The sequence below is a fragment of the Dactylosporangium sp. NPDC006015 genome, from assembly GCF_040614215.1.
Lineage (GTDB): Bacteria > Actinomycetota > Actinomycetes > Mycobacteriales > Micromonosporaceae > Dactylosporangium > Dactylosporangium maewongense.
This window is the reverse complement of record NZ_JBEXUD010000002.1, coordinates 338787-361277: the sequence shown is the minus strand read 5'-3', so window position 1 is coordinate 361277 and position 22491 is coordinate 338787. Positions and strand designations below refer to the sequence as shown.

General features: G+C 70.8%; 24 protein-coding genes and 1 pseudogene. 13 read left to right on the top strand and 12 right to left on the bottom strand.

What is annotated here, in order from left to right; genetic code table 11:
* The first annotated feature begins 3 nt into the window (after positions 1 to 3).
* Positions 4 to 612, top strand: a complete 609-nt coding sequence (locus ABZ321_RS04685) for a hypothetical protein (RefSeq protein ID WP_354889387.1) — start codon at positions 4 to 6, stop codon at positions 610 to 612.
* A gap of 1087 nt (positions 613 to 1699) precedes the next feature.
* Here the strand turns inward: ABZ321_RS04685 and ABZ321_RS04680 are convergent.
* Complete coding sequence (locus ABZ321_RS04680) at positions 1700 to 2446, bottom strand: VTT domain-containing protein (RefSeq protein ID WP_344509152.1); 747 nt, start codon at positions 2444 to 2446, stop codon at positions 1700 to 1702.
* Between the two features lie 110 nt (positions 2447 to 2556).
* Here ABZ321_RS04680 and ispF point away from each other — a divergent pair, with 110 nt between their 5' ends.
* The 4 genes from ispF to ABZ321_RS04660 are packed head-to-tail and all read left to right on the top strand — an operon-like array spanning position 2557 to position 5102.
* Positions 2557 to 3033 (top strand): 2-C-methyl-D-erythritol 2,4-cyclodiphosphate synthase, encoded by a 477-nt coding sequence (gene ispF / locus ABZ321_RS04675; protein ID WP_344509154.1) that lies wholly within the window; start codon positions 2557 to 2559, stop codon positions 3031 to 3033.
* 17 nt (positions 3034 to 3050) lie between these two features.
* Positions 3051 to 3419, top strand: a complete 369-nt coding sequence (locus ABZ321_RS04670; RefSeq protein ID WP_354889701.1) for a PPOX class F420-dependent oxidoreductase — start codon at positions 3051 to 3053, stop codon at positions 3417 to 3419.
* Between the two features lie 58 nt (positions 3420 to 3477).
* Positions 3478 to 3984: a SigE family RNA polymerase sigma factor gene (locus ABZ321_RS04665; RefSeq protein WP_354889384.1), complete on the top strand. Its 507-nt coding sequence runs from the start codon at positions 3478 to 3480 to the stop codon at positions 3982 to 3984.
* Complete coding sequence (locus ABZ321_RS04660) at positions 3981 to 5102, top strand: hypothetical protein (RefSeq protein WP_354889382.1); 1122 nt, start codon at positions 3981 to 3983, stop codon at positions 5100 to 5102. The genes ABZ321_RS04665 and ABZ321_RS04660 overlap by 4 nt, the downstream gene beginning before the upstream one ends.
* On the opposite strand, the gene ABZ321_RS04655 is transcribed toward ABZ321_RS04660, so the two are convergent.
* The gene (locus ABZ321_RS04655; protein WP_344509160.1) at positions 5099 to 6262 is read right to left on the bottom strand and encodes a homogentisate 1,2-dioxygenase; all 1164 of its coding nucleotides are present in this window, start codon (positions 6260 to 6262) and stop codon (positions 5099 to 5101) included. The two genes, ABZ321_RS04660 and ABZ321_RS04655, sit on opposite strands and share 4 nt — an antisense overlap.
* An 83-nt stretch (positions 6263 to 6345) precedes the next feature.
* Between ABZ321_RS04655 and ABZ321_RS04650 the strand changes: the two genes are divergently transcribed.
* From ABZ321_RS04650 to ABZ321_RS04640, 3 genes are all read left to right on the top strand, one after another.
* A complete protein-coding gene (locus ABZ321_RS04650) occupies positions 6346 to 7185 on the top strand; it encodes a hypothetical protein (RefSeq protein ID WP_354889379.1) in 840 nt (279 codons plus the stop codon).
* Positions 7182 to 8381 carry a fumarylacetoacetase gene (gene fahA / locus ABZ321_RS04645; RefSeq protein WP_354889377.1) on the top strand — a complete coding sequence of 400 codons (1200 nt, stop codon included), beginning with the start codon at positions 7182 to 7184 and terminating at the stop codon, positions 8379 to 8381. Before ABZ321_RS04650 ends, fahA begins: the two co-directional genes overlap by 4 nt.
* A gap of 139 nt (positions 8382 to 8520) precedes the next feature.
* On the top strand, positions 8521 to 9834 hold the full coding sequence (locus ABZ321_RS04640; RefSeq protein WP_344509166.1) for a PQQ-binding-like beta-propeller repeat protein: 1314 nt from the start codon (positions 8521 to 8523) through the stop codon (positions 9832 to 9834).
* 136 nt (positions 9835 to 9970) lie between these two features.
* On the opposite strand, the gene ABZ321_RS04635 is transcribed toward ABZ321_RS04640, so the two are convergent.
* On the bottom strand, positions 9971 to 10189 hold the full coding sequence (locus ABZ321_RS04635; protein ID WP_354889722.1) for a hypothetical protein: 219 nt from the start codon (positions 10187 to 10189) through the stop codon (positions 9971 to 9973).
* On the opposite strand from ABZ321_RS04635, the pseudogene ABZ321_RS04630 reads away from it, so the two are divergent.
* Positions 10095 to 10494, top strand: a pseudogene (locus ABZ321_RS04630) (DUF305 domain-containing protein). The gene ABZ321_RS04635 and the pseudogene ABZ321_RS04630 sit on opposite strands and share 95 nt — an antisense overlap.
* A 78-nt stretch (positions 10495 to 10572) precedes the next feature.
* Here the strand turns inward: ABZ321_RS04630 and hisC are convergent.
* The 4 genes from hisC to hppD form a co-directional block, all read right to left on the bottom strand.
* Positions 10573 to 11610 carry a histidinol-phosphate transaminase gene (gene hisC / locus ABZ321_RS04625; RefSeq protein ID WP_354889375.1) on the bottom strand — a complete coding sequence of 346 codons (1038 nt, stop codon included), beginning with the start codon at positions 11608 to 11610 and terminating at the stop codon, positions 10573 to 10575.
* Complete coding sequence (locus ABZ321_RS04620; protein ID WP_344509172.1) at positions 11607 to 12554, bottom strand: RDD family protein; 948 nt, start codon at positions 12552 to 12554, stop codon at positions 11607 to 11609. Before ABZ321_RS04620 ends, hisC begins: the two co-directional genes overlap by 4 nt.
* Positions 12551 to 13123 (bottom strand): RDD family protein, encoded by a 573-nt coding sequence (locus tag ABZ321_RS04615; protein ID WP_354889373.1) that lies wholly within the window; start codon positions 13121 to 13123, stop codon positions 12551 to 12553. Before ABZ321_RS04615 ends, ABZ321_RS04620 begins: the two co-directional genes overlap by 4 nt.
* Positions 13124 to 13223: 100 nt before the next feature.
* Entirely contained in the window at positions 13224 to 14381 is a 1158-nt protein-coding gene (hppD, locus tag ABZ321_RS04610) for a 4-hydroxyphenylpyruvate dioxygenase (protein WP_344509176.1), read from the bottom strand.
* Between the two features lie 92 nt (positions 14382 to 14473).
* On the opposite strand from hppD, the gene ABZ321_RS04605 reads away from it, so the two are divergent.
* Together ABZ321_RS04605 and ABZ321_RS04600 are read left to right on the top strand one after the other, a co-directional pair.
* Positions 14474 to 14989: an Lrp/AsnC family transcriptional regulator gene (locus ABZ321_RS04605; protein ID WP_344509178.1), complete on the top strand. Its 516-nt coding sequence runs from the start codon at positions 14474 to 14476 to the stop codon at positions 14987 to 14989.
* Between the two features lie 159 nt (positions 14990 to 15148).
* Positions 15149 to 15658: a hypothetical protein gene (locus tag ABZ321_RS04600; RefSeq protein WP_344509180.1), complete on the top strand. Its 510-nt coding sequence runs from the start codon at positions 15149 to 15151 to the stop codon at positions 15656 to 15658.
* Positions 15659 to 15700: 42 nt separating this feature from the next.
* Here ABZ321_RS04600 and ABZ321_RS04595 read toward each other — a convergent pair whose 3' ends face one another.
* From ABZ321_RS04595 to ABZ321_RS04585, 3 genes are read right to left on the bottom strand one after another with little or no spacing between them, the layout of a single operon-like run.
* On the bottom strand, positions 15701 to 17329 hold the full coding sequence (locus ABZ321_RS04595; protein ID WP_354889370.1) for a fumarate hydratase: 1629 nt from the start codon (positions 17327 to 17329) through the stop codon (positions 15701 to 15703).
* Between the two features lie 13 nt (positions 17330 to 17342).
* A complete protein-coding gene (locus ABZ321_RS04590; protein ID WP_354889368.1) occupies positions 17343 to 17651 on the bottom strand; it encodes an AzlD domain-containing protein in 309 nt (102 codons plus the stop codon).
* Positions 17648 to 18328 carry an AzlC family ABC transporter permease gene (locus ABZ321_RS04585; protein WP_344509186.1) on the bottom strand — a complete coding sequence of 227 codons (681 nt, stop codon included), beginning with the start codon at positions 18326 to 18328 and terminating at the stop codon, positions 17648 to 17650. The genes ABZ321_RS04590 and ABZ321_RS04585 overlap by 4 nt, the downstream gene beginning before the upstream one ends.
* Positions 18329 to 18422: 94 nt before the next feature.
* On the opposite strand from ABZ321_RS04585, the gene ABZ321_RS04580 reads away from it, so the two are divergent.
* Complete coding sequence (locus ABZ321_RS04580; RefSeq protein ID WP_344509188.1) at positions 18423 to 18974, top strand: XRE family transcriptional regulator; 552 nt, start codon at positions 18423 to 18425, stop codon at positions 18972 to 18974.
* Here ABZ321_RS04580 and ABZ321_RS04575 read toward each other — a convergent pair.
* The gene (locus ABZ321_RS04575; protein WP_344509190.1) at positions 18971 to 20296 is read right to left on the bottom strand and encodes a PQQ-binding-like beta-propeller repeat protein; all 1326 of its coding nucleotides are present in this window, start codon (positions 20294 to 20296) and stop codon (positions 18971 to 18973) included. The two genes, ABZ321_RS04580 and ABZ321_RS04575, sit on opposite strands and share 4 nt — an antisense overlap.
* Positions 20297 to 20558: 262 nt before the next feature.
* Here ABZ321_RS04575 and ABZ321_RS04570 point away from each other — a divergent pair, with 262 nt between their 5' ends.
* Positions 20559 to 20924, top strand: coding sequence for a hypothetical protein (locus ABZ321_RS04570; RefSeq protein WP_344509192.1), 366 nt, complete (start codon positions 20559 to 20561; stop codon positions 20922 to 20924).
* 123 nt (positions 20925 to 21047) lie between these two features.
* On the opposite strand, the gene ABZ321_RS04565 is transcribed toward ABZ321_RS04570, so the two are convergent.
* Positions 21048 to 22331 (bottom strand): esterase-like activity of phytase family protein, encoded by a 1284-nt coding sequence (locus ABZ321_RS04565; RefSeq protein WP_354889365.1) that lies wholly within the window; start codon positions 22329 to 22331, stop codon positions 21048 to 21050.
* Between the last annotated feature and the right edge of the window lie 160 nt (positions 22332 to 22491).

Below are 22491 nucleotides of genomic sequence, written 5' to 3'. Positions count from 1 at the left end.
ACCGTGCACCGCCCGCCGGTCTGGCTCGTGGACGTCGACGGCGTCATCAACACCCGTCGCCCGCTCTGGGGTCCCGACCTGCGCCGCGGCGTCGCCCGCGCCGACGGCGTCGACTGGCCGATCCGGTGGGCGCCCGCGCTGATCACCCGGATGCGTCGCCTGTACGACGCCGGCCTGGTCGAGCTGCGCTGGTGCTCCACCTGGTGCCCGGACGCCGCGGAGCTGGAGCGGCTGTTCGGGCTGCCGCCGCTCGGCCGGGCCCTGACCCGTGCCGAGCTGGCCGCGTCTTTGTCGACCGACGCCCTGAAGTTCGCCGCCGCCCGCCGCGTCCTCGCCGCCGGCCGCCGCCTGGTGTGGACCGACGACACCGCCGTCCCGGCGACTACCTTGACCGCCGGCGGCCGCGCCCTGCTGATCCGCCCGCACCCCCGCCGCGGCCTGCGCCCCAGCGACCTGACCGCGATCGAGACCTTCGCCCGCCGCCACGCCTTTTTGTCGTACCCGGGCGATAGTGTCGATGGCATGACGGGGATCGATCATCCAGCCACGCGGCGGTTACCTCCGAGGCGACCGGGCGCAGGTCGTCGGGCATCTGGAGCGGCCCAGGTCTGACGTGATCTCAGGCACGCGTCTGGGGTCGGCACGCGCCTGGGGCGGCACCCGCGATCGGAAGGCGGACCTGGGTCGACTCGGGAGGAGACCCACGCTCCGGTCGCGGTCGGACTCGCCGGTCTGCTCGTGGGTCATGCCGGCGTCTGGCGTTCGAAATCCGCGCTCGGGGTGGGTGCGGCGCCCGGCCGAGTTTGACGGAATCCGCCGATTCGGACACCGGTGCCCGAATCTCCGCGCGAATGTCCGCGCCTGGAGACCGGTGCCTGGAGGTGATCGCGGCCGACCCTCCGCTCGGCGGTGGTCGGCGCTTGGAGGGGCCGCTTGGACGTCGGCGCTTGGAGGCTCGCCGCCGATGCCCGTCTGAGGGGCGGCCTCCGGAGCCAGGGTCCGTCCACCTGCGTGAGGAGGTTGGCATGCTCGTCCCCTCGTCCCCTCGTCCCCTCGTCCCCTCGTCCCCTCGTCCCCTCGTCCCCTCGTCCCCTCGTCCCCTCGTCCCCTCGTCCCCTCGTCGGCTCGCCGCCCCCATCCCGTCCACCCGCGTGAGGAGGTTGGCGTCTGGAGACTGAGCCCGGCGGCGGCCGAAGCCAGGAGGCGCGCCTCTGTAGGCCCCAGCTGGGGTTGACGTCCGGAGGCGGGCGTCTGGAGACCCGCGTCCGGTGCCGACGTCTGAAATGCCCGCGTTTGAAGGTCGGCGTCTGAGGCTGTTGTCCAGAGACCTGCGTCCGGAGATCCGCGCCTGGAGATCCGCGTCTCACAGGTCGGCGTCTGGAGACCGGTGCTGGAGAGGCACGCGTCTGGGCCCGGTGTCCGGAGATCTGCGTCTCGAGGTCGGCGGCCGCGCACGGACGCGACGGTGTCGGCGAGTTCCCTGGTGAAGCCGGCTGGAGACCCGTGCTGTGGAGGCGCGTGTCTGGGGCCGGTGTCCGGAGATCCGCGTCTCACAGATCAGTGGCTGGAGACCGGTGCTGGGAGGCGTGCGTCTGGAGGTCGGCGGGTGGGCGCGGCGTGCGCGAGCGAAAGGCGTATACAACGAAGCCGGCCCCGGGCGATGAGCGCCGCGGGGCCGGTGGGAGACGGGAAAGAGAGGTCAGGCGGCGGCAGGGGAGACCGGGGCGGCCGAGACCGGGGCGGCCAAGGCAGGGGTGACCTGTTTGCGAGGGCGGCGGCGCCAGACCAGGTAGGAGGCGATCGAGCCGCCGATGCCCAGGGTCGCGATCGCCACGCCGGCGATGGACATGCCCAGGTGGTCGCCGCGGGCGGTGGCTGAGCCGAGGGCGGCGTAGGCGATGGTGGCGGGCAGGGCGCCGAGGGTGGTGCCGGTGATGAACGCGGACCGGCGGACGCGGGTGGTGCCGAAGAGGTAGTTCGCCACGCAGAACGGCACGAACGGGATCATGCGGGAGATGATCACGGCGACGATGCCGCGGTTGGCGACGGCCTGCTCGACGGCGAGGAAGCGGCCGCTCAGGTGGCGGGTCATGAACTCGCGGCCCAGGAAGCGGCCGATCGTGTGGGCGATCAGCGCGCCGAGGGTCACCCCCGCCAGGATGTACAGGACGCCGCCGGCGAAGCCGAACAGGACGCCGCCGACGCCGGCGAGGAGGGTCCGGGGGACCAGGGCGGTGGTCAGCAGGGCGGTGCCGAAGACGGCGATCGCCGGGGCGAACGGGTGGTCAGGGCCCACGGCATGGGTCAGCGACGATTTGTCTGGGTGGATGATCAGCATCACCACGGACAACGTCGCGACCAGCAGGGCGAGCAGCCCGAAGCGCAAGGCGGCTCCGGTGCGCCACCACTGCTGTGGGGCTTTCGGGGTCGTCTGGTCGCTGCGCACCCGACCTAGCCTAGGCCCGGAACGCCACGATGCCGAGCCTGATGACGAGCCAGCAACCGGAAGTTCACGATTGTGCACCGGTCGTCGTACCCTCCCAAAGTGATCCGGAAATGATGTTGATCGGCAACGGGACGGATGTGCACGCGTTCGAGAAGGGGCGCGAGTGCTGGGTCGCGGGGCTCAAGTGGGACGGGGTCGACGGCCTCGCCGGGCACTCCGACGGCGACGTCGCCGCCCACGCGATCTGCGACGCGCTGCTGTCCGCGGCGGGCCTGGGTGACGTCGGGGCGATCTTCGGCACGGGCCGCCCGGAGTGGTCCGGCGCGAAGGGCGTGACGCTGCTGGCCGAGGCCGCGCGGCTGGTCCGGGCGGCGGGCTATGAGATCGGCAACGTGTCCGTGCAGGTCATCGGCGTCGCGCCGAAGGTCGGCAAGCGCCGCGCCGAGGCGGAGGACACGCTGAAGGCCGCCATCGGGGCGATCGTCCGGTTGTCGGGCACGACCACCGACGGGCTCGGCTTCACGGGCCGCGGTGAGGGTCTCGCCGCCACCGCCGTGGCGCTGATCTATCCCGTACCGAAGGAGTAGAGACACACGTGAACGAGATGCTGCGCGAGCTGCTCGACCGCCGGGCGTTCCTGGTGCTCAGCACGATCAACCCGGACGGCGCCCCGCAGTCCAGCGTGATCTGGGCCAAGCACGACGGCGGCGACGTCGTCTTCTCGACGATCCGCGGCCGCCGCAAGACCCGCAACATGGAGCGCGACCCCCGGGTGTCGATCTGTGTGTACGACCCCGCCAACCCGTACCGCCACGTCGAGCTCCGCGGCACCGTCGCCATCACCGAGGAGGGCGGGCCGGAGCTGATCGACGAGCTGAGCCGCTCGTACGACGGCAAACCCTGGATCGAGAAGGTCCCGGGCGTGACGAGGGTGGTCTGCCGGGTGACCGCCACCAAGGTCGTCGAGCACTAGCGGAAAAACGCACCCAACCGCCGCCGGCCCGCCGCGCGTCAATGCGGTGGGAGGCGATGTGCGCGACGAACTGGAGCGGGAGTACGTGGAGTACTTCCAGCCGCGGCTGCCGCAGCTGCACCGGCTGGCGGTGATGCTCTGCGGCGACGCCGACCGTGCCGACGACATCGTGCAGGCGGCGGTCACGACGCTGTACGCGCGGTGGCGGCAGGTGCGGCAGGTCGGCAACCTCGACGCGTACGTGCGGCGGAGCGTGGTCAACGCGTTCCTGAGCGAGCGCCGCCGCCTCTGGTCCCGGGTCGTGCTGACCGAGACGCCGCCCGACCGGCCGGCTGTCACGGGGCAGCCGGCCGACGAACGGCTGGTGGTCCGGGCGGCGCTGCGGACGCTGCCGCCGAAGCAGCAGGCGGTGCTGGTGCTGCGGTTCCTGTGCGACCTTCCGGTGGAGCAGGTCGCGGAGCTGGTCGGCTGCTCCGCGGGGACCGTGAAGAGTCAGACGTCGGACGGGCTGTCGAAGCTCAGGAAGCAGCTGGGCGTGCTCGCGCCGGCCGGAGGTGCACGATGACCGAGGATCTGCTGGCCCCGCTGCGCGACCCCGATGTGCGGCCGCCGAGGGTCGACCTGCACCGGGCGATCCGGACCGGCCGGCGCCGGCGCAGGATCCGGAACGCCGCGGTCGCCGCCGTCGCCGTGCTGGCGGTGACCGTCGCGATCGGCGCCGTGCGGAGCCGCCCCCAGGCGATGCCGGCGGATCGGACGCCGGTGCCGCTGCCGACGTCGACGATCGCTCCGCCGCTCGGCGAGTGCACGATCAGCAAGGACACCGCGCCGTGGGCGAAGTGGCATCCGTGGTTCGTGCTGGACGACACCTGGCGGGTGGTCGTGCACCTCGAGGCGCGAGGGACGGGACCGGTCGAGGCGGTGCGGTACGTGGACGGTGCCGTCGAGCGGATCCCGGACGTGCCGAGCAGGTTCCAGCTGACGAACGTGAACCGCGCGGGTGACTTCGCCGGGGTCAACGGGAAGGTCGAGCGCGGCTGGGTGTACCGCGACGGCCGGTTCAGGGCCCTCACGCTCCCCAAGGGCGCGACGCACCTCGCGCTGACCGACATCAACGAGGCCGGTGATCTCCTCGGCGCGGTGGACCTGGGAAATCCCATGGGTTATGAGGCGGTGGTGTGGCCGGGCGGCCGGCCGGACCGCCCCCGGATGCTCAAGGCTCCCGCCGGTCATGTCGCGCGGGCGACCGGGATCGCCTGGGACGGCCTGATCGTCGGCGAGCTGGTCAGGGGTGATGTCGTCACACCGTATCTGTGGCACCCCGACGGCACCGGCGAGCCGTTGCCGGTGCCGCCGGAGGTCGGCGGGAAGGTCGAGGTCACCGGCCTGACTGGTGATTGGGCGGTCGGGTCCGGGGTGCGGTGGAACATCCGCACCCGCCACGCCGACGCGATCAACGGCCTGAGCCGCCGGTGGGCTGTCGTCGACATGTACGGGCGGGTCTACGGCGAAACGGACACGCCCGAGCACCGGCAGGCGGTGTGGGTCAACGGCACCCTCCAGCCGGTGCCCGACCAGTTCGAGGGCCGGACAGCGCGGCCCGAGGCGGTCCGGGACGACGGCCGGCAGCTGTTCGGCTGGTCGCTCCCGGACAACAGCCCTGTGCGCTGGGACTGTGGCTAGACGGTGCGGGCCCAGGTCCAGGCGTAGCCGGTGTCCTCGACGGACAGGCCGGGCTCGCACAGGTCGAGCGGGCGGAACGTGTCGACCATGACCGCCAGCTCGTCGAACGCCTCCACGCCGAGCGACCGCTCGACCGCGCCCGGCTGCGGGCCGTGGGTGAAGCCGCTGGGGTGCAGCGAGATCGAGCCCTGGACGATGCCCGACCCGCGGCGCGCCTCGTAGTTGCCGCCCGTGTAGAAGAGCACCTCGTCGGAGTCGACGTTGTGGTGGTTGTACGGCACGGGGATGGACAGCGGGTGGTAGTCGACCTTGCGCGGCACGAACGAGCAGATGACGAAGTTCGGGCCTTCGAAGGTCTGGTGTACCGGCGGCGGCTGGTGCAGCCGGCCGGTGATCGGCTCGAAGTCGTGGATCGAGAACGCCCACGGGTAGAGGCAGCCGTCCCAGCCGGCGACGTCGAACGGGTGCTGCGCGTACACGTGCTCGGTCCACCCGCGCCGGTGCTGCACGAGGACCGGCACCTCGGTGCCCTCCACCAGCAGGGGTGACGAGGGTGCGCGGAGGTCGCGCTCGCAGTACGGCGAGTGCTCCAGGAACTGGCCGCGCCTGGACAGGTACCGCTTGGGCGGCCCGATGTGCCCGGACGCCTCGATCACCAGCAGCCGGACCTCGCCGGAGACCGGCACGAGCCGGTGGATCACCGACGTCGGGATGATCGCGTAGTCGCCCTCGTTCAGTGGCAGCGCGCCGAACACCGACTCGACCAGCATCGAGCCGGACTCGACATACAGGCACTCGTCGCCGATCGCGTTGCGGTACAGCGGGGACGGCGCCGTCGCGACCGCGTAGGACAGCCGCACGTCGTCGTTGGCCAGCAGGTGCTGCCGGCCCAGGACCGCGTCGGAGGGCCCGCCGCCGAGCTTGTGCGTCTGGAGATGGCGCGGCTTGAGCGGCAGGTTGGGCGCGCGGGTCGTGGCGAACGGCGTCACCACGGTGGCCGATAGAATAGCCGTCGGTCGATGCGTGTGGTACAGCAGGGACGAGTCGCTCGAAAAACCCTCCTGCCCCATCAGCTCTTCCGCGAACAGTGAGCCGTCCGGCTGGCGAAACTGGGTGTGTCGCTTCGGTGGAACGTCGCCCACGCGACGGTAGTAGGGCATCGCTGCCTCCCGGAAGAATGGAAACCGTCCGGATAGCGGACGAAGTTGTCCGCCCTGTATAGCGTCCATTAGATTCGGAAGCCGTGTCAAACGCAGTACCGCCTCTGCTGGCCGCCCTGGTCGACGACGCCGCCGTCTTCCCACCGGGGAGCATGCCGCTGCCCGACGCCGTCCCGGCCCACCTCCGCCACCGCGCCGGCCGGTGGGCGCCGATGATCGGGCCGCTGCTGGTCCCCGCCGCAGACCTGCCCGAGATCGCCGCGACCGTCGACATCGGCGTCGTCGGCGAGCCGACCGCCGTGGACCAGGCCCTCGCCGCGATCCCCGGCAACCTCACCGTCCGGCAGGTCGAGTCGCCCGTCGCCAAGCGCGGCGAGGACCCCGCACCCGGCATCGACCGGCTCGCCGCCCTGGCCCAGAAGCACAGCGACAAGCCGTGGTCCTGGTACTTCGAGGTGCCGCTCGCCTGGGGCCTGATGCAGGCCCTCGATCACCTGGCGAGGCTGCGGGCCGACGGGCTGCCGGTCGCCGCGAAGTTCCGCACCGGGGGGCTCGCCGCCGAGCTGTTCCCGACGCCCGTCGAGCTCGCCGCCGTGATCTGCGCGTGTCGGGACCGGGAGCTGCCGTTCAAGCTGACCGCGGGCCTGCACCACGCCGTGCGGCACACCGACCCCGACACGGGCCTGGTCCACCACGGCTTCCTCAACGTGCTCGCCGCGTGCCTGGCCGCCGAAGACGGCGCCGAGCCCGCCGACCTGGCCGGCATCCTCGCCGCCACCGACGGGCTCCCGCTCGCGACGGCCGTCCGCGGCGCGCTGGACCGGCCGCGCCCACTGTGGGTCGGCTTCGGCAGCTGCAGCGTCGACGAGCCAATCACTGACCTGACCAACCTGGGCCTCCTACCCCGAGAGGTGCATGCGTGACCCCGTGGATCCAGCCCGCCGCCGACGACCGCTTCGGCCTGCACAACCTGCCCCTGTGCGCCACCCGTGACGGGTGGGTCGGCGTCCGCGCCGGCGACCTCGTCCTCAACCTCGCCGCCGCCGAGGAGGCCGGCCTGGTCGACGCCGGCGGCGCGTTCACCGGCGCGCCGAACCTGAACCGCTTCCTCGCCGCCGGCCGTCCCACCTGGACCCGGGTCCGCGCCCAGCTCACCGACCTCTTCACCGGCGGCGTGACCGGGACCGTCGAGCAGCACCTGCACCCGGTGGAGGGCGTCGCGCTCGCGCTGCCGTTCGAGGTCGCGGACTACGTCGACTTCTACTCCTCCGAGCAGCACGCCAACAATCTCAGCGCGATCTTCCGCCCCGACGCCCCGTCGCTGCTGCCCAACTGGAAGTCGCTGCCCATCGGGTACCACGGCCGCGCCGGCACCGTCGTCGTCTCCGGCACCGACATCCCGCGCCCCCAGGGGCAGCGCAAGGCGCCGGACGAGGAGCGCCCCAGCTACGGCCCGTCCCGGCGGCTGGACGTCGAGGCCGAGCTCGGGTTCGTCGTCGGCGCGCCGTCCGTGCCCTCCAAGGGAGCGATCGCCGTCGACGACTTCCGCGAGCACGTGTTCGGCGCCGTACTGGTCAACGACTGGTCCGCCCGCGACATCCAGGCGTGGGAGTACCAGCCGCTCGGCCCCTTCCTGGGCAAGTCCTTCGCCACGTCGGTGTCGCCGTGGGTCGTGCCGCTGGACGCGCTGGAGCCCGCGAAGGTGGCCGCCGTGGTCCAGGACCCGCCCGTCCTGCCCTACCTCGCGGAGTCGGAGCGCTACTCGTACGACATCCGCTGCGAGATCCGGTGGAACGGGACGCTCGTGTCGCGGCCGCCGTATGCCGGCATCTACTGGACGCCCGCGCAGCAGCTCGCCCACCTCACCGCCAACGGCGCCTGGGCGCGCACCGGCGACCTGTACGCGTCCGGCACCATCTCCGGCGACACGCCCGAGCAGACCGGTTCGTTCATCGAACGGACGTGGAACGGCGCACAGCCGGTCCGGCTCGACGACGGCATGACCCGTAGCTTTCTGCTCGATGGCGACACGGTCACGATTTCCGCCACCGGGTGGTGTACGGGTGGGGCCGTGGTTGGCTTTGGTGAAGTGACCGGCACGGTGGTGACGCAGGTGTGAGAAGCCCGGCGATCGACGGTCACCGTGAGCAGAATGCGACGATCGCCGGGTATGGTGCCCGGCGGAGGTGGTTATGGGGACCGGTGGTGCTGGGCGTCTTTCGGTGCGCCCGCGGACTTGGCCCCGGTCGTTGCGCCGGGTGCTCACCGCGCTCCTCGCGCTCGTGGTCATCGCGGCGATGGGCGTCACCGCGTACCGGACCCTCAAGCCCGCCGAGACGGTCAGCAGCGCCAAGAAGCCGGTGCCGTCGCCCGAGCCGGTCAAGTCCATCCAGTACGCCGAGCTGCCCTCCGCCCCGCTGATCGTCGAGGGCCGCCTGCGCGTCTACACCGAGCAGCGCCGGGTTTTCGCCGACACGCCCGTGACCGCGCAGCGGCTGATGACGCCGCACTGGGCGTACCGGCGCTGGCCCGCGGAGGTCGTCTCGGTCGTCGCCGTCGAGAAGCCCGCCAGCGGCGTCGGCATGTCCGTGGTCGTCACCAAGTGGTCCGACGGCGAGATCGTCGCCCTGGACGCCGAGAAGGGCGACATCGTCTGGCAGGTGCGCATCGACCCCGCCGACGGCGAGACGTTCAAGGGCCGCCGCACCGGGGCGAAGACGCTGTACAGCCCGGAGGACCTCTTCGTCACCACCTCGGCGCTGGACCACCAGCAGGTCGTCATCGCCACCGGCAAGGACGTCGTGCAGGCCATCGACCCGGTCGACGGCAAGATTCGCTGGACCCACTCCTTCGCCGCCACCCCCGGCTGCCACGCCGTCGACTGGACCAGCCTCGACGCCTACTTCGTGAAGGACACCTGCGCCAAGCCGGCGACCCTCGAGGTGTACGACGCCGGCACCGGCACCCTCCTCACCACGTGGCGCCCGCCGGGCGCGTCGATCGGCCCCGACAACATCACCAACTGGTACCTGGAACCGACCTCCTGCCAGCTCGGCCGCTCGGGCTGCGCCCTGTTCAAGGCCGCCCCGACCGGCGACGTGGTCTCCTTCGCCGACGCCGCCTCAGGCATCGGCAGCATCACCCCCACGTACTGGTCCCTCGGCGCCGACCACATCGTCAAGCCGGAGCTCGTGCCCGACAAGGACAAGGTCGTCGTGGTCGGCGACGTCCTGGCCGAGCAGGTCGTGGGCGGCTACATCTGGGCCTTCTCCCGCACGTCCGGCCAGCGCCTGTGGATGTCGGAGGTCTCGGGCACGCTGATCGGCGCCGACCAGCGCAACGTCTACCTGATCAACCGCGACTACCAGCTCCTGGTCCTGAACCTCGTCACCGGCGCCGTCACGTCGAGCACCGAGCTGCGGATCCGGCCGGAGGACAGGTTCGTGTTCAGCGAGCTGTACCTGCACGGCGGCTACCTCAGCGTGGAGCGCCTGCACACCACCAACGCGTCGGAGATCGACGATCGGTACTACTTCAGCATGAACACCGTCGTCCTGGTCGGCATCGGCTGATGCCGCCCGCCCTTGCCGGCGCCCCTGTTCGTGGCGGTCGTGTTCGCGGCGGTGGCCTTGCCGCGGCCGTCACGCTGACCGCGGCGCTGCTGGCCGCCTGCTCTTCCGGCACTGGCTCTGGTTCCAGTTCCCATGGTCACGATGCCACGCCGAGGATGACGGCATCGGCCGGCGCGTCGCCGACGGTCTCCGTTGCCTTCAACGCGACCGACGTGCAGTTCGCGACCGACATGATCCCCCACCACCAGCAGGCCGTGGACATGGCCGACCTGGCCGCCACCCACGCCTCGAACCCCGACGTGAAGGCCCTCGCCGCGAAGATCCGCAAGGCCCAGGATCCCGAGATCGCCACCATGTCCGCCTGGCTCCGCTCATGGGGCGAGCCGGTTGCCGGGCCCCATGCATCACGAAGCGGGCGACATGGGCGGCATGCCCGGCATGCTCACCGACACCGAGCTCCGCCAGCTCGCGGCCGCCACCGGCCCCACCTTCGACACCAAGTTCCTGACCCTCATGATCAAGCACCACGAGGGCGCCATCGAGACCGCGAAGACCGCCCAGGAGCAGGGCTCAGCGGTCAAACACCTCGCAGCCGAGATCGCGACAACCCAGACCGCCGAGCTCACCGAGATGAAGACCCTCCTCGACAAGCTCCCGTAGCCCGTCAGGGGCGCTTGCCGGGCAGGGATCCGGAAGGCCTCGGGCTGGGCGAGGTCTTCCGGATCATGAGCGCAGCGGTCAGAGGCAGTCGAGGAAGGCGTCGTTCTCGCCGGGGGAGCTGATCGTGACGCGGACGCCGTCGCCGGCGAAGGCGCGGACGATCACGCCGGACTCCTCGCACTTGGCGGCGAAGTCCAGGGCGGCGTCGCCCAGCGGCAGCCAGAAGAAGTTCGCCTGGGTGTCGGGGACATCCGGGTACACCTTGCGGACGGCGGTGACGACCCGCTCGCGCTCGGCGGTGATCAGGTCGACCCGGCGCTGCATCTCGTCGGCGGACTGCAGGGCGGCCAGGGCCGCGGCCTGCGCCGTCGCCGAGGTCGAGAACGGCGTGATGACCTTGCGCACGGTCGCGGCGACCTCGGCGGAGCCGATCAGGTAGCCGACGCGCAGGCCGGCCAGGCCCCACGCCTTCGAGAGAGTGCGCAGGACGACGACGTTGGGGCGGTCGCCGTACTCCACCAGGCCGTCGGGCACGTCGGGGTCGGTGACGAACTCGCGGTACGCCTCGTCCAGGGCGACCAGCACCGTCGGCGGTACAGCATCCAGAAACGCGTCGAGAGCGGCCTTGCCGGCGGCGGTCCCGGTCGGGTTGTTCGGGTTGCAGACGATGACCAGGCGGGTCTTGTCGGTGATCGCGGCGGCCATCGCCGGCAGGTCGTGCTCGTGCGAGGCGGTGTTGGGCACGCGGACGCTGGTCGCGGCGGAGGCGGCTGCGATGATCGGGTACGCCTCGAAAGAGCGCCAGGCGTAGACGGCCTCGTCGCCCGGGAGGCAGGTCGCGCGGAAGAGGTGCTCGAAGAGGGCGACGGAGCCGCAGCCGGTGGCGATGCGGTCCGGGTCCACGCCCAGCCGGTCGCTGAGCGTGGAGCGCAGCGCGGTGGCGCCCGGGTCCGGGTACCGGTGGGCGCCGCTGATCGCCGCCGTGACCGCGTCGACGACGCCGGGCAGCGGGCCGTACGGGACCTCGTTGCTCGCCAGTTTGATCGCGCCGGGCACGGTGCGGCCGGCGACGTAGGCGGGCAGGGCGTCGAGGTCGGGTCGCGTGAGGCGGGTCATGAAGGATCTCCACTAGGTTCAGAAGGCTGCTGCGGAACGTCCCGCACCACGACGGTGCCGGCCGAACGGTCGTGGAAGGCCCGGTGCAGCGGCCAGTCGATCACCGGCGAGAGGCTGTCGAGGAACTGCAGCACGAACCCGACGCCGCAGGTCCACAGCAGCACCGACAGGCCCAGCGGGTTCCACCGGCGGATGGCGCGGCCGTAGCCGATGCGCTCCTCGCTCTCCAGCCGCATGACCTTGATCTTCAGCAGGCGCTTGCCCAGGGTCTGGCCGTTGTTGGCGATCGCGGGCACCTCGTAGGCGAACCACAGGGCCGCGATGAGGATGAGGATCACCACCTGCAGCGAGTTGGCGCGGTCCGGCGGCACGACGTCGCTGGGCGACTCGTTGGCCAGGTAGCGGTCGTACGACTCCTGGAACACCGGCCACATCTCGCGCAGGTACTGGTAGACGAACCAGCCGGTGACCACGGCGTTGATCAGCAGCAGCGCGGCGATGTCGACGAGCCGGGCGAGCAGCCGCGCGCCGAGGCCGGCGACCTGGCGGCCGTGCGGCATGGCCGCCGCCGGGTTGAGGCCGGCGAAGGCCTGCGGCGGGAGCAGCACCTGGACGGCGCCGGTCGGGTACCCACCGGGCGGGAGGGTGCCCTGCGGCTGGGCGCCGGGTGGCAGCGGCGCGCCCGGCGGCAGCACGATGGCGCCGGGCGGCAGCTGGCCGGGTGGGAATCCGCCGGGTGGCACGGGCGTGCCGGGCGGCAGGATGACCGCGCCCATCTGCGGGACGGGCTGCGGTGGCGGTTCGACGGGCGGTGGAGCGACGGCTGGCGGCCCCGCCGGCGCGACCGCGTCGGCCGGGATGGCGTCGCCGATCCAGCCTTCACCGTCCCAGTACCGCTGGACGGCCGAGTCGACGGGGTCCTTATACCAACCTGGAGCTGTCACCTGTTGACCTTTACCACAACCGTCGTCGCGACCTTGTCGTGCAGGCACTGCTGGTATGGCTTGTCCCACAGCTGCCAGAGGCCGTCGACCCAGGAGAAGAACGGAACGAAGATCGCCACCACGTACTGCATCAGCCAGCGCTTGGCGGCAACGCTGCGGGTGATCGGCGCCGACGGGTTGTCGAGCCGGATGAGCGTCAGACCGAGCGCCCGCTTCCCCAGTGTGACACCGCGCCGGGACGGGAACAGCTCGACGTAGTACACGTAGCTGAGGGCGAACAGCCCGACGAAGAGGCCGACGTACATCAGGATGATCGGTCCGATGAACGTCCCGGGGTCGGGGGAGTTGGTGATCTGGCCGGTGACGGGGTCGGTCTCGATCTGCGACGCCTGCGACTCGGCCCAGGCGACGATCCCGATGATCGCCGGGATCATCACGATCATCGACAGGAAGCTGAAGACGATCGCGTCGATGATGTATGCGCCGAGCCGAGCGCCGAATCCGGCGAGCGGCTGACCGGTCGGCGCCATGGGCACCGGCGGAGGCCCGTAGTAGGCCTGCGCCGGCACACCGTATGCACCCTGGGGATACGGGTTGTGCTGCGGATGCTGAGGGCCCTGGGGGTATGGGTTGTGCTGAGGAGGCTGAGGGTATGTCACCCCGACAGTGTTACAGGTTCCCGCGACTCTCCTGTTCCCTCTCGATGGCCTCGAAGAGCGCCTTGAAGTTGCCCTTGCCGAAGCCGAGCGAGCCGTGCCGTTCGATCAGCTCGAAGAACACCGTCGGGCGGTCCTGCACCGGCTTGGTGAAGATCTGCAGCAGGTACCCGTCCTCGTCGCGGTCCACGAGGATGCCGCGCGCCTTGAGGTCCTCGATCGGCACCCGCACCCGGCCGATCCGCGCCCGCAGCTCGGGGTCGTCGTAGTACGAGTCGGGCGTGACCAGGAACTCCACCCCGGCCGCCCGCATCACGTCGACGGTCCGCAGGATGTCCCCGGTCGCCAGCGCGATGTGCTGCGCGCCCGGCCCGCCGTAGAACTCCAGGTATTCGTCGATCTGCGACTTCTTGCGCGACACGGCGGGCTCGTTGAGCGGAAACTTGACCTTGCGGGTGCCGCTGGCGACGACCTTGCTCATCAGCGCCGAGTACTCCGTCGCGATGTCGTCACCGACGAACTCCGCCATGTTCGTGAAGCCCATGACCCGGTTGTAGAACTCGACCCACTCGTCCATCTTGCCCAGCTCGACGTTGCCGACGACGTGGTCGACCGCCTGGAAGAACCGCTTCGCCGGCGGCGCCACGATCGGCTGCTTCGCCACGAAGCCCGGTCGCCAGGGGCCGCTGTACCGCGAGCGGTCGATCAGCGTGTGGCGGGTCTCGCCGTACGTCGCGATCGCCGCGACCCTGACGGTCCCGTGCTCGTCCGTCTCGTCGTGCGGCTGCTCGAGTCCGGTCGCCCCCTGCTGCAGCGCGTGCGCATAGGCGGCGTCGACGTCCGGAACCTCCAGCGCGATGTCGGCGATCCCGTCACCGTGCCGCTCGTGGTGCTGCGTCGCCGCGGCCTGCCGGTGGACCCCGCCCGCCAGCACGAACACCGCCGAGCCGGACCGCAGCACGTACTCCGCGTGGTCCCGGTAGCCCTGCTCAGGCCCCCGGTACGCGACCAGTGTCATCCCGAACGCGGTCGAATAGAAGTGCGCGGCCTGCTTCGCGTTGCCGACGTAGAACAAGACGTGATCGAGCCCCGTCAGCGGGAACGGATCATGCGAAACGTCGCGCTCGACAGCACCGATGAGCTCGTTGATGTCCTCGACAGCCTGGGTCATGCGCCAAGCCTCGGTCGCCCACGGCGGCTGTGCAAGGAACGCTATTCTCCATGGTCAGGTTGCTCATTTTGCCGTTGGTTTCGGGGGTACTGGTGGACAAGTTGCCCAGTCCGATCGACACGCTGGACGCCAGGCTGATCGCGCTGCTCGCCCTGGAGCCCCGCATCGGTGTGCTGGAGTGCTCCCGCCGCCTGCAGGTCGCCCGCGGCACGGTCCAGGCCAGGCTCGACCGCCTCACCGACCGCGGCGTCATCCGCGGCTACGGCCCCGACATCGACCCCGCGGCCCTGGGCTACGGCGTGACCGCCTTCGTCACCCTCGAGATCCGCCAGCGCTACGGCCACGACCCGGTAGCCGCCCACCTCGCCGAGATCCCCGAGGTCCTGGAGGCCCACACCATCACCGGCTCAGGCGACCTGATGTGCCGCATCGTCGCCCGCTCCAACTCCGACCTCCAACGCGTCATCGACCGCGTCATGGGCTTCGACGGCATCGAGCGCTCTTCGACGATCATCGCCCTCGCCGAACAGATCCCCCACCGCACCCTCCCCCTGGTCCACGCCGCCTCCCGCCCCCTCGCCGCCGACAGCGACAGGCGGCGAGATTGACCGGTCTATGGTGTTCTGGGCGGGGGCTTCACGAGAAGAAGGTCAGCGGCGGCCGACGGTGAGGACGGGCTTCGTGACTTCGGCGAAGCGTCGTTGCCGGTGCTGTCGGCGCCAACGCGCGGGACAGTGGCGCTGCTCCTGAATCGCTACGCTCACGCCGTGACCGACACGCAGGAGCTCACGGCTGTGGATGCCCCGCCTCGCCAGTCTTATCGCTGGCTGAGTGTGACGAGTGCGGCGTTCGCCCTGGCTGTCGTCCTTGGCGGAACAGATCTGGTGGCCGGGGCGTCGGCGTCGGACTGGCGGTTCCTTGTCATCCTTGCCTTGGCGGTGGCATTTCTGTCATTCGCGTTGGTCGGTGCCGGCCTGCTGTCCAGCGGCGCCAACCAGCCGGCGATCGCGGGTATCGGTGTCGCGGCGCTGGGCATCGCGCTTCTCGTCTCGTGGTTGGTGCCGGACGGCCTTCCCGGTCCTGCACTTCCCGGTTCTGTGCAGATCAGGACCAGCAACGAATCGATATGCGGCGAGATCACGTCCAGTGATCACGAGTTCGTCGCAATCGACGAGCGCATAGGCGACGAACCTAACGGCCAACGGGCGAGGATCTTTGCACGGAGACTCATACCGGTCGCCGCCATCGAATCCATCACCGGCGTGAGTCGCTGCTGACGCCGGTCAGGGGCGCCCATAGGACGCCCCTGAGCCGGACGGCTAGCGGCGGCCGACGGTGAGGACGGGCTTGGTGACTTCGGCGAAGAAGTCGTTGCCCTTGTCGTCGACGACGATGAAGGCGGGGAAGTCGACGACGTCGATCTTCCAGACGGCCTCCATGCCGAGCTCCGGGTATTCGAGGACCTCGACGTGCTTGATGCAGTCCTGGGCCAGGCGGGCGGCGGGGCCTCCGATGGAGCCCAGGTAGAAGCCGCCGTAGGTGTTGCAGGCCTCGGTGACCTGCTTGGAGCGGTTGCCCTTGGCGAGCATGACGAGGGAGCCGCCGGCGGCCTGGAACTTCGACACGTAGGCGTCCATGCGGCCGGCCGTCGTGGGGCCGAACGAGCCCGACGCGTAGCCCTCGGGGGTCTTGGCCGGGCCGGCGTAGTAGACGGCGTGGTCGCGGAGGTAGGCGGGCATCGGCTCGCCGGCGTCCAGGCGTTCGGCGATCTTGGCGTGGGCGATGTCGCGGGCCACGACCAGGGGGCCGGTCAGGGACAGGCGGGTCTTCACCGGCAGGACCGACAGCTGCGCGCGGATCTCCGACATCGGGCGGGTCAGGTCGACCGCGACCACGTCGTCGTCCAGGTGCTCGTCGGTCACGTCGGGCAGGAAGCGGGCCGGGTCGCGCTCCAGCTGCTCCAGCCAGACCCCGGACTCGTTGATCTTCCCGACGGCCTGGCGGTCGGCGGAGCAGGAGACGGCGATCGCGACGGGGCAGGAGGCGCCGTGTCGCGGGAGGCGGACGACGCGGACGTCGTGGCAGAAGTACCGGCCGCCGAACTGCGCGCCGATGCCGAACTCCCGCGTCAGCTGCAGCACCTCGGCCTCAAGCTCCAGGTCGCGGAAGCCGTGGCCGGTCGGTGAGCCCGACGTGGGCAGCGTGTCGAGGTACTTCGCGGAGGCGAGCTTCGCGGTCTTCAGCGCGTGCTCGCCGGAGGTGCCGCCGATGACCACGGCCAGGTGGTACGGCGGGCAGGCGGCGGTGCCGATCAGGCGGAGCTTCTCCTCCAGGAACTGCATCATCCGGGTGGGGTTGAGCAGGGCCTTCGTTTCCTGGTACAGGTAGCTCTTGTTGGCCGAGCCGCCGCCCTTCGCCATGAAGAGGAACTTGTAGGCGTCGTCGCCCTCGGCGTACAGCTCGATCTGCGCGGGCAGGTTGGAGCCGGTGTTCTTCTCGTCCCACATGGTCAGCGGGGCGAGCTGCGAGTAGCGCAGGTTGAGGCGGGTGTACGCGTCGAAGACGCCACGGGCGATCGCCGCCTCGTCGTCGCCGTCGGTGAGGACGAAGCGGCCGCGCTTGCCCATGACGATCGCGGTGCCCGTGTCCTGGCACATGGGCAGGACGCCGCCGGCGGCGATGTTGGCGTTGCGGAGCAGGTCGAGTGCGACGAACCGGTCGTTGGGGGAGGCCAGCGGGTCGTCGATGATCGAGCGGAGCTGGGCGAGGTGCGCGGGGCGCAGGAAGTGCGCGATGTCGTGCATCGCCTCGTCGGTGAGGAGCGTCAGCGCCTCGGGGGAGACGGTGAGGAACCGCCCGTCGCGCCCGATCCCGTCGCTGGTGACCAGCCGGTATTCGGTGGTGTCGGGTCCGAGCGGCAGCAGCGGCGAGAACGCGAACTCAGGCATGCCTCGACTGTAGTTACTGGATTCCGGCCAGTCTGAGCAGGGCGGCGGTGAGTGCGGCGGCCACCACGACGACCACGAACGGCAGCTTCCGCCACGCGAGCACGGCGCCGACCACGACGCCGGCCGGCCGGGCGACGCCGACGAAGTCGGTGCCGTCGAGCAGTGCGGCGGTGCCGATGAGCGCGGCGAGCAGCGCGACCGCGGCCAGGGTCAGGTAGCGCTTGACGGTGTCGGAGACCGACAGCCGGCTGCGCAGGACGGGCCCGGCGAAGCGCAGCGCGTACGTGCCGGCGGCCAGGACGATGATCGCGATCCAGCTCATGACGGCCGTCGCTTGGAACCGGGCACGGGCAGCGCGAACGCGAGTCCGAGCAGCGCCAGCAGCACGGGCAACCCGGCCGGCAGCAGCGGCGTGGTGGCGAGCGCGATCGCGGCACCGGCGACTGCCACTCGTACCGACGCGGAATCCTTCAACGAGGGCAGCGTCAGCGCCAGGAGTGCGGCCGGGAACGCCGCGTCGATGCCGTAGCGGTTCGGGTCGCCGAGGGCGCTGCCGGCGATCGCGCCGACGGTCGAGGCGATGTTCCACGTGACGAACAGCGCGACACCGGTCAGCCAGTACGCGCGGCGGCGCTGCGCCGGGTCGTCCTGCGCCAGGGCGAACGCGACCGACTCGTCGGTCAGGATGTGGCTGCCGACGATCCGCCGCCACCGGCTCGCGCCGAGCGTCTCGTTGCCGATCGCCAGGCCGAACGGCAGGTGCCGGGCGTTGAGCAGCAGGCCGGCCAGGACGATCGCGAGCGCGGTGCCGCCGGCGGAGACGAGCCCGACCGCGAGGAACTGCGCGCCGCCCGCGTAGACGAACGCCGACATGACCACGATCTGGCTGAGCGGCAGGCCGGCGGCGGTGGCGATCGCGCCGAACGAGAGGCCGACCACGACGGCCGCGGCACACAGCGCGCTGACGTCGCGGACGATGGGATCCCGTGTTCGTATCATCGAACGCATAGTTCGATATGCTGGACTGGTCGCAACCGTTCGTCAAGCCGAATGATTCGTTCGTTAAAGCGAACGCTTGACAGGAGTGTGGATCATGGGCGCGCCGTTGGAGTTCATCGCCGCCGCGCTGCGCCGCGAGCGCGACCGGGAGAAGCTGTCGCTGAGCGAGGTCGCGAAGCGGGCCGGCATCGCCAAGTCGACCCTCCACCAGCTGGAGTCCGGGGCCGGCAACCCCAACATCGAGACCCTGTGGGCCCTGGCGGTGGCGCTCAACGTGCCGTTCAGCCGCCTGGTCGAGCCGCCCGCGCCGACCGCCCCGCGGGTGATCCGCGCCGGCGAGGGCCCCTCCATCCAGGCCGAGCAAGCCGACTTCGGCGGCGCGCTGCTCGCCACCTGCCCGCCGGGCGCGAAGCGCGACATCTACCTGATGAACGTCGGCATGGGCGGCCCCCGCAAGGCCGACGCGCACCTGCTGGGCACCGTCGAGCACGTGGTCCTGATGAGCGGCCGCCTCCGGGTCGGCCCTTCCGACGCGACCGTCGACCTGTCACCGCACGACTACTGCTCGTTCCCCGGCGACGTGCCGCATCTCTACGAGGCGCTCGAACCCGGCACGTCGTTCACGCTCGTGATGGAGCACCGCTAGCTGTAGGGCAGGAACCCCAGATTCCGTCCACGGGAGACGATCAGCCCGTCCGGTCCGACGCCGAGGACGTCAGAACTCGTCTTCGCGTCGAGCCTGAGGGTGCCATTGTCCGGCTTGTACGCCTTGAGCGTCCCCGAGTCCCGGATCAGCACCGCGTAGCGGGTGATCGCCACGTCCGCCTTCTCGCCGATCTCCTGCTTCCACGCGGTCTTCCCCGTGGTTAGGTTGATCACCTGGAGGGTCTTCTTGTCGGCGCCGCGGATCAGGCCGTACTGGCTGTCGGCCGCGACCAGCGTGTCCCCGAGCGCGCCCACGAACAGCTCCCGCCCGTCGCGCGGTGACAGGAACACCTCCCGGTTGTCCCCGCGGGTCGCCGCGATCACCGAGTCCGCCCCCGCCGGGTCCCTGCGCTGCTCGCACCCCGCCCCGGACGACGTCCGCAGGTCGTAGCCGTCCTTGCGCCAGACCGTCTTGCCCGTCGCGGCGTCCCGCGCCTCCAGGCTGTAGCGGCAGTTGCCGTCCTTCGGCTGCGCGGTCGAGACGAGGACCCTCCCACCGACGACCACGATCCGACTGGTGTTCGTCGGTTCTTCGGTACGCAGCCGCTTCCCGCTGAGCGTGTCGATCACCTGCACCCGCTGGTCGATCGGGAAGCCCAGCATGGCCGGAATGGCGTTCGGGCTCGCCTCGACGGCGTTGTCGTACGTGTCGGAGAGCAGCCTGGTCCCGAGCAGGTCCGTGTTCACGCCCGCGAGCACCCGCCCGATCCCGGGCAGCGTCAGCTTCCAGATCTGCGCCCCGTCCTTGGGCGAGCGCGCCGTGAGGGTGCAGTCGGTCAACCCACCGCAGGCCAGCGCCAGCACCGAGTCCCGGTAGGTCCACGCCCCGACCGCGTCGCCGTCCTTCCACTTGACGGACCCGTTCGCGGGGTCGACGGCCTCAAGCCCCTTCCCGCGCCGCCCGACGACGACCACCTGACCGGCCCCGTCCCCGGCGACGGCGGCCCAGTCGGCCTCCTTGTCCCACAGCTTCGTCCCGCTGCGCAGCCCCCGGGCCTCGATCGTCCCCCGCATCTGCACGACCACGGCATCCCCGGCGATCACGGCCGCCGACGGCTGCCCCCCGACCCGGTCCGTCCACAACGTCTCAGGCTCCGACAGTTTCCCGCCACTGGAGGCGACCTTCTCCCACCAGCCCGTGAAGTCCATCGACATCTTGGGCAGCGGATTCCACCCGGTGACCAAAATCCCCGTGATGATGAGCGCCAGCACCCCGATCGCACCGAGCGCCGTCTCAAAGTTCCGGACCGCTCCCCTAGCCACCCGCCCACCGTAACGGCGCCGGATCGTACTGCGGTGGATCGCCCGATAAGCCCGTGTCGCGGATATTTCATCCTCAGGGGTTGAAGGCTGGCGAGCGGCAACTCGTGAGTCGCGGCAGCGGGGCAGTAGAGCGACCCGGACGTATACGCGCCGTATAAGCTTGGCGGGTGGGTTACGACTGGCTCCCCGGTCTCGACGATCGTCGCGGCACGACCCATGACACCCCTTGAGATCGCCCAACTCGAGACGTGGGAGCTGGACCATGAGTGACGACATCGACCTGCAGCGGATCGCCGAGGATGAGCGCATCGCCCGCGAGCTCGCGTCCGGCGACCTGCGACTCACCTACGACGGCACCGCGGAAGTCCCGGACCTGCCGCCACCCGGCGCGCCGGTCAACGTGATCCGGCCGCTGCGCATCCCCCATGACCTCGACGTGCAGGTGCGGGAGCTCGCCGAGCAGCGCGGTGTGACGATCTCGGTCATGCTGCGGGAACTGATCGTCGCCGGCCTGCAGGATGTCACCGCCCGGCAGTCCGATCCGCTCGCCGAGCTTCGCCATCTGGGTGCTGCCGTTCAGCGGGTCGCGGACACGCTCGCCTTACGGGAACAGCGCGACGCTGCCTGACCCCTGGTGGGCAGTGGTGGTGGAGAGTGCGGGGCAGGAATCAGGCGTGGTTGCCGCTGCGGAGCGGCCGTTGCTTGGCGTTGAACGAGTGACGGGCCGCCTCCGGGGAGGCGGCCCGTCGGGCTAGACCAGCGGGTGGGCGAGGCGGACCGTGACCAGGGTGGTCTTGATGCCGCTGTCGATCAGGCGGCCCGACGCGTCGAAGGCGGCTGGGCCGTCGGTCATGCCGAAGTCGTTGTCGTTGATGAGGGCGATCGTCCACGGGTTCAGGACGGCGACGCCCTCGATCTTCTTCTGGGTGCCGGGGACGGTGTTCAGGTCGATGACGAGGGTCTTCGGGATGAGGGTCACCGCGGAGGCGTCCTGCTCCAGGGACGGCGTGGTGGCCGGGTTGTCGTAGGGGCCGCCGAGGAGGTTGGTGGCCTTGCGCAGGTCGGCGCGGTAGAGGCGGGCGGCCTGGTCGGTGCGCTCCTGGACGAGGACGGTGTTGGGGCCGAGGCCGACGATGGAGGAGATCTTCAGCTCGGCGGGGTTGGTCTGGCCGGGGTCGACGACCGAGACGGGGGCGAACTGGTAGGCGTACTCGCCGACGACCTTGCCGGAGCGGGGGGAGAAGCGCAGCAGGCGGGTGTTCAGCGACGCCTCGCCGGCGGCCTTGGTCGGGACGAGGAGGGGGCTCTGCAGGCCGATGACCAGGTCGCCGCCGGGGAGGACGCCGAGGCCCTCGAAGCCGCGGTTGACCTTGCGGGAGGCGTAGATGGCGGGGAAGGTCTCGATCACCGGGTAGTCGGTGCCGGTCAGGCCCAGGCCCGACGGGACGTAGCGGGCGAGGACGCGGCCGCGGGATGACACGTGGACCAGCGAGGGGCTGTACTCGTCGACGAGCCAGAAGGTGCCGTCGTCGGCGCGGACGATGCCTTCCGTGTCCAGGCCGTTGGGGTTGATCGACAGCGGGGTGCCGGCGTTGTACGTGTAGGGCTGCTCGTCGTGCGGCAGCTGGTTCGGCAGGCCGGTGACGGGCTTGCCGGACGAGGTCGTGATCGGGATGGTCTGCACGACCTTCAGGACAGAACCGGCAGCGCGGACGCGGACGATCGTCGGGTTGAAGTCGGGGGTCGGGAAGGTCCGGCGCTTCTCGGTGCCGACCGTGATCTGGCCGTTGGGGCCGCGGTCGGTGATCGTCCAGTACTCGCCGGGGCGGCCGGCCGGGAAGATGTCGCTGCCGATGCCGCCGAGGTTGACGCCGCGGTCGTCGGCGACGCCGAGGGTGCTGAGCGGGATCGAGGGCAGGGTGGCCGTCGCGGTGACCCGGGCGGCGCCGCCGTGAGCGGACGCGGGGGTCGCCGACAGCAGCAGGGCCGGGACGGCGACGGCGGCGGTCACGGCCGCGCGCAGCAGGAATGGCATAGCTCGACACGATGGGCGAGCCGGCCGAAGGCGGTGTGGCCGGAGGGTGAACGGGGGCCGCACACAGCGTTGGGCGCGGCCCCAGAATGCGAATTCGCGCCGAAATGTCCCCGTTCGTCCAGAGCAACCCCGCAGAGGGCTTGAGTAGCCCGAATCCGGT

Coding starts and splice junctions, on each gene's coding strand:
- hisC (WP_354889375.1), bottom strand. CDS start 11,610: ATGACCCGCCTCACGCGACCCGACCTCGACGCCCTGCCCGCCTACGTC.
- ABZ321_RS04670 (WP_354889701.1), top strand. CDS start 3,051: ATGCTGCGCGAGCTGCTCGACCGCCGGGCGTTCCTGGTGCTCAGCACG.
- ABZ321_RS04595 (WP_354889370.1), bottom strand. CDS start 17,329: ATGCCTGAGTTCGCGTTCTCGCCGCTGCTGCCGCTCGGACCCGACACC.
- ABZ321_RS04655 (WP_344509160.1), bottom strand. CDS start 6,262: ATGCCCTACTACCGTCGCGTGGGCGACGTTCCACCGAAGCGACACACC.
- ABZ321_RS04580 (WP_344509188.1), top strand. CDS start 18,423: ATGGGCGCGCCGTTGGAGTTCATCGCCGCCGCGCTGCGCCGCGAGCGC.
- ABZ321_RS04590 (WP_354889368.1), bottom strand. CDS start 17,651: ATGAGCTGGATCGCGATCATCGTCCTGGCCGCCGGCACGTACGCGCTG.
- ABZ321_RS04660 (WP_354889382.1), top strand. CDS start 3,981: ATGACCGAGGATCTGCTGGCCCCGCTGCGCGACCCCGATGTGCGGCCG.
- ABZ321_RS04635 (WP_354889722.1), bottom strand. CDS start 10,189: ATGGTGGCGATCTCGGGATCCTGGGCCTTGCGGATCTTCGCGGCGAGG.
- hppD (WP_344509176.1), bottom strand. CDS start 14,381: ATGACCCAGGCTGTCGAGGACATCAACGAGCTCATCGGTGCTGTCGAG.
- ispF (WP_344509154.1), top strand. CDS start 2,557: ATGATGTTGATCGGCAACGGGACGGATGTGCACGCGTTCGAGAAGGGG.
- ABZ321_RS04565 (WP_354889365.1), bottom strand. CDS start 22,331: ATGCCATTCCTGCTGCGCGCGGCCGTGACCGCCGCCGTCGCCGTCCCG.
- ABZ321_RS04585 (WP_344509186.1), bottom strand. CDS start 18,328: ATGATACGAACACGGGATCCCATCGTCCGCGACGTCAGCGCGCTGTGT.
- ABZ321_RS04570 (WP_344509192.1), top strand. CDS start 20,559: ATGAGTGACGACATCGACCTGCAGCGGATCGCCGAGGATGAGCGCATC.